We start from the raw sequence: 2,883 nt of genomic DNA, 5'->3' as shown, positions 1-2,883 counted from the left end.
ATCACCGGATAGCCGATCCGCGCCGCCGCCTCGACCGCGGCGTCCGCGTCGCGGAGCAGCCCGGTGCCCGGCGCCAGCGGCACGCCCGCGGCCTGCGCGAGCGCCCGGGCGCTGTGCTTCAGGCCGAAGGCGCGGATGTTGTCGGGCGTCGGGCCGATGAACGCGATCCCCGCCGCCTCGCACGCTTCCGCGAAATCGGCGTTTTCCGACAGGAAGCCATAGCCGGGATGGATGGCGTCCGCCCCCGTCTCGCGCGCGGCGGCGAGGATGCGGGCGGTGTCGAGATAGCTCTCCCCCGCCGGGCCGGGGCCGATCCGTACCGCGACGTCGGCCTGCGCGACATGGCGCGACGCCTCGTCCGCATCCGAGAAGACCGCGACCGACCGGATGCCCATCGCGCGCAGCGTGCGAATGATCCGGCAGGCGATCGCGCCGCGGTTGGCGACGAGTACCGAACCGAAGCTCATGCCGTCACGATCATGCGGACGGGCGTGGGGTTGAAGCCGTTGCACGGGTTGTTGATCTGCGGGCAGTTGGAGACGACGACGGTCACGTCCATCTCCGCGCGCAGGTCGACGAACAGGCCGGGCGCCGAGATGCCGTCGACGATGCCCAGCATGCCGTCCGGCTCGACGGGCACGTTCATGAAGAAATTGACGTTGGATACCATGTCGCGCTTGCCGCGCCCGTCGCGCAGGTTCGCCTCCAGGAAGTTGTCGACGCAGGAATGCTGCGCCCTGGTATGGTGGCCGTAGCGCAGGCTGTTGGATTCGCACGAACAGGCGCCGCCGATCGTGTCGTGATGGTCGACCGACGTGGCCGCGATCGTCATCATCGGCCTGCCCTCGTTCGACAGCAGCACGCTGCCCGCGCGCAGGAAGATGTTCGCCTGCGCGGCGATCGTGTCCTGCGCGCTGTACCGCTCGGCGTCGTCGGCGGTGGCATAGAGCAGGAAATCGACCGCCTGGTTGCCCTCCAGGTCGACGATGCGCAGGCCCTGCCCCGCGTCCAGGCGATGGCTCCACGGCGCGCGGGCGGCCACGGTCTCGTCGTGAAGGACCGGGCCTGGCAGGCCGTCGAGATGCCGGTCGTTTTCCATCAGCGGCGGTACAGGTCCTCGGTGTTGAGAAAGGCGCGTCGCCGTTCGGCGGTCGCGGTGCGGATCGGGTCCTGCGCAGCCGTCACCGGGCCGCGCCAGGCGGTGGCGCGCAGCGGCGTGACGCTCCACGGCCGGTCGTCGAGCACGTGCGGGCAATTGGCGAGGACCACGATCAGCTCCATCTCCGCGCGCAGCACCAGCGAGCGGCCCGGCGCGAACGGCCCGAGCCGCGCGATGACCGCGCCGTCGGCGGCGATCGTCACGCCCTTGAACAGGTTGAGGCAGGGATGGACGTCGCGCCTGGCGAGGCCATGCTTGGCGGCGCCCAGCAGAAGCCGGTCGCGCGCGTTGGGAAAGGCACCGGAGTTGCGCCCGTCGCCATGGCGGCGGCGGTTCGACGCCTCGGTCGACGGGCCGCAGAAGGCGTCGTGGGTGGCCGCGTCGTCCCGCTCGATGCTGGCCATGGCGCGCCCCATGTCCGACAGCAGCACGCTGCCCGCGGCGGGATAGGCGTCCCACTGGACCTTGACCGTGTCGGCGATGTTGAGCCGTTCCGCGGGGTTGGCGGCGTTGAACGCCAGCAGCGACGCGCAGGCGTCGCCGCGAAGGTCGACAAGCCGCAGCCGGGTGCCGCGCGCCACGATCCGCGAGGCATAGCCGCCGCCCGCGATCGTCTCTTCCCACAGGAGGTCGTCCGGTGCGACGCCCGCGGGCAGGTCGTCGGCATGGGGGGGCAGGACGGGCATCGCCTCGACGACGGCGCCCTCCATCGCGCGCGCATGGGCGCGGGCGGCATCGGGATCGGCCAGCGCCGCGCTCACGCCGCCCTGCTCCCCGGCTGCGCCGCCCCGCGCTCCTGCTCGTGCAGCGGCGGCAGCAGCGCGGTGGTGGTAAAGAGCCGCAGCTGCTGAAGGCCGCGCAGCTTGCGCAGCGCGTCGCACAGAGCGCGCAGCCGCTCGGCGGGACCCTGCACCAGCAGCACCTCCAGCGACTGGTCGTCCTCCAGGAAGACGTGCTGCGAGGAGATGACCTCCTTCAGATAGTCCGCCTGGGTCTGGGCGAGCTGGTGGCGCACGCGGCCCATGTCCCCGCGGTAGACCAGGGTGATCGTCCCGGCGAGCATGTCCCCCGGCCGCATCGCGGCGCCGTGCTCGGCGAGTTCGTTGCGGATCAGCTCCGCGATCAGCTGGGACCGGGACGGCACTCCGCGCTCCTCCACCATCACGTCGAGCTGGCGCGAGAGTTCTGCCGGCAGGCTCATGCTGAGTCTGGCGAGGCTGGCGGAGAGTGTGTCCTTCACGGCTGTCGCCTCTGCTTATTATTACCGAAGCTGTCAATCGTAATACCCGACACCGAGACCTCCGCCGTGTCGAGCGGCAATTTGTTCCTGAGCGGCAGGTCGTAGACCGCGGTCGCGCCGAAGCGATGCGGGGCGTGCGGGTCGACCCGCCGCTTGTCGAACGCGAGCACGCGCGTGCCGAGCTTGAACGCCTCGGTGATGTCGTGCGTCACCATCAGCACGGTCAGCCCATGCTCTTCCCACAGGCCCAGGATCAGGCGGTGCATGTCGCGCCGGATGCCGGGATCGAGCGCGCCGAACGGCTCGTCGAGCAGCAGCACGCGCGGTCTTGCGATCAGCGCCTGCGCGATCGCGAGCCGCTGCTGCATCCCGCCCGAAAGCTGCGTCGGATAAAGGTGGCGCGCATCGGCCAGCCCGACCTCGGCGAGCATCGCCTCCGCCTCCCCGGCCGCGCGGCGGCGGGCGGCGCCCAGCAGGTGGCCGG

5 protein-coding genes are annotated in these 2,883 nt (G+C 71.2%); all 5 read right to left on the bottom strand.

Annotated elements, in window-relative coordinates:
• On the bottom strand, positions 1 to 467 hold a 467-nt coding region (locus tag HUV01_RS14565; protein ID WP_302480075.1), incomplete at its 3' end, for a biotin carboxylase N-terminal domain-containing protein.
• Positions 464 to 1,099 carry an urea amidolyase associated protein UAAP2 gene (locus HUV01_RS14560; RefSeq protein ID WP_174298919.1) on the bottom strand — a complete coding sequence of 212 codons (636 nt, stop codon included), beginning with the start codon at positions 1,097 to 1,099 and terminating at the stop codon, positions 464 to 466. The genes HUV01_RS14565 and HUV01_RS14560, both read right to left, overlap by 4 nt.
• A complete protein-coding gene (locus tag HUV01_RS14555) occupies positions 1,099 to 1,869 on the bottom strand; it encodes an urea amidolyase associated protein UAAP1 (RefSeq protein ID WP_174298921.1) in 771 nt (256 codons plus the stop codon). The genes HUV01_RS14560 and HUV01_RS14555 overlap by 1 nt, the downstream gene beginning before the upstream one ends.
• 47 nt (positions 1,870 to 1,916) lie before the next feature.
• A complete protein-coding gene (locus HUV01_RS14550; RefSeq protein WP_174298920.1) occupies positions 1,917 to 2,360 on the bottom strand; it encodes a CopG family ribbon-helix-helix protein in 444 nt (147 codons plus the stop codon).
• A 35-nt stretch (positions 2,361 to 2,395) separates the two neighbouring features.
• Positions 2,396 to 2,883: ATP-binding cassette domain-containing protein (locus HUV01_RS14545; RefSeq protein ID WP_174298918.1), on the bottom strand; the 488-nt coding region annotated here is incomplete at its 5' end.

This window comes from Sphingomonas bacterium, assembly GCF_903643035.1.
In the GTDB taxonomy this organism is placed as follows: Bacteria; Pseudomonadota; Alphaproteobacteria; order Sphingomonadales; family Sphingomonadaceae; genus Sphingomonas.
Note: the sequence above shows the minus strand (reverse complement) of the source record. Positions and strands in the feature narration are given on the sequence as shown.